The 2,159-nt window shown below is 34.7% G+C and carries 1 protein-coding gene; it reads right to left on the reverse strand.

Translation table 11 applies throughout. The annotated features are described in order from the left end of the window. Positions 1-1,851, reverse strand: a 1,851-nt coding sequence (locus CVS97_RS09210) for a DUF6538 domain-containing protein (protein ID WP_107785853.1), incomplete at its 3' end; no start/stop codon positions are given. Positions 1,852-2,159 lie beyond the last annotated feature (308 nt).

The following is a 2,159-nucleotide window of genomic DNA, read 5'->3' on the forward strand; positions in this document are numbered from 1 at the left end:
TTTGCCACATTTCCTAGCTAGCTTCTTTTTATTCTCTATAAATTCAAATAGCCCAATGCTATTTAGCTTAGAGTGGACAGGAACAATCCTTGCAGAGTTTCTGGTCTTTAAAGTTTTGCTCTTACCTGTTTTTACATCTACTTTTGTATTTAAACTAAAGCATACTATGTTATATTTTTCAACTATGTCATCTGTGTTTAACTGGATTATCTCATTTAGTCTCATGCCGGAGTAAGCTGCTATATGAGTAACGAAAAATAGCTCATCTTTGCTAATTCTTTGACTTTTAGTATCACCATTTGATCTAATCTTACTAACAAGATCCAAAAGTGCATTTACGTCACTATCTTCATAAGGGTTTTTATTTGTAACATCATCTTGGTTTAAATTTATTTGTAGATCCACAGCAGGGTTCTTATCTATATATTCGCTATCGTAGCAGTATTTAAAAAACTCACTAACTCTAACAATATACTTCTTGATGGTTGATTTAGAAATTTTTGGTCTATCTTTTGCCAAAGCTATGATCTCATCTATGCTCTTATCTTTATAGAGACTATTTTGAGAGAGCTTGGTTGGTAGTTGTAGCAAGATATTTCTGAAATTTAGCAAGTCATCTCTTTTTATCTTTTTAATATCTAGCTCATCACCAAAATTCATAGACATTAGCCGTCCAACATGTCTAACAAGACCAAATGTACTATCACTCCAGTTGTTTGAAATGCTCGTGTTTGATATATAGTTTTCAAAAGCACTCTTTAGCGTGACCGTGTCAGCCTTACTCTCGCTTTTAGTAGATGAGCCTAGCTGCGATATAAAGCTTTTAGCTCTATTTGAGAAGAGCTTTTGAAAGAAATTTATAGCTTCATTGAAAGTCATGCCACTAGCATCACTTGTATCATCTATCGCAAGGTTTTTAGCCTCAATGTCACTTAAAACTATGCCCTTATCTTCATATTTATCTGCCTTATATAGCTTTACCTGACCGCCAAAGGTAGGATCATCTAAATTTCCATACCCAAATTTTAGATCATCACTTAGCTCGTTGTTTCCATCTGGCGATAACTCACAACCAAATATTCTTAGGATATCGTTTTGTGTGAGTGCTCCCTTTTGCCTAGCTAGCTCATTTATGGCATCTCTTAGCTCACTAACAGAGTGTTTTAAGGACTTTTTAGTGAAAGGCAGCACCAAATTCTGCCTTTTTAAAGTCTCTATGTCGTCTTGATAGCTATGCAAGTTACTATCTTTAACGCATTTTGCTATCTCGTCTTTGGTGCCATTATCTAAATTTGTGCTCTTATGTTTTTTACCAAGTGGTACAAATGCTTGTTGCTTATCATTTAGTAGCTTTTGATTTTTGCACATCTTATATGATATGTGATTTATGTTATCTATCGTTGCCTCAAGCACTCTTTTGCCAAGAAGCTTTTTGGTGTGAGAGTCAGCGCAAGATAGCTTTTTGCAGATCTCATCAACCTCTTTTGATATGACACTGGGTAAGCTATCTTCTTTTAAACTCTGTTTTAAAAACAAATTTAGTGATAGTAGTCCATCTAAATTTATATATCTGCCAAGCATATCATGCTCTTTGATACTTTTGGCCTCCTTGGCTTTTAAGAGCATAAGCACCAAGTGCTCTATAAGTTCGCTGGTCAAATTCATCTTCCATGCCTTTTTGATAGCGTTAAAAATTATAGAGTAGATCTTAGCACGATTTTTTGCTGTATCAAAGCGTTTTGTGAGGAAGGAGGTTATATATTCGGTTTTATTACTAAAATAAGGCCTCAGATATATTGGGATAGCTACTCTAAAGTAGTATATGCCATTTCGTTTGACTAGATATTGCATATTTGTTACCTATGCAATATAACTTTGTAGCAAAATGTAGCAGATATTTAGTGTGAAACTGGCTGTGTGCCGTCTTTTTGGTGCTTACACAAGGTTTATTTTTAAACCCTCATAAGCCGGAGGTCGGGAGTTCAAGTCTCCCCTTTGACACCAAAATATCCTATTTTAGGCACTAGCAGTGATGCTTTTGTTCTTTCCCTTTCTTTAAAATTTCCTTTAAGAGTGGAACACTTAGTTACAAAAGTGGGACAGTCTCTTAAAAATTCCAATGATTATAAAGCCATCACCCTTTTAATACCATAAAAATA

The organism is Campylobacter concisus, assembly GCF_003049735.1.
GTDB lineage: Bacteria > Campylobacterota > Campylobacteria > Campylobacterales > Campylobacteraceae > Campylobacter_A > Campylobacter_A concisus_AN.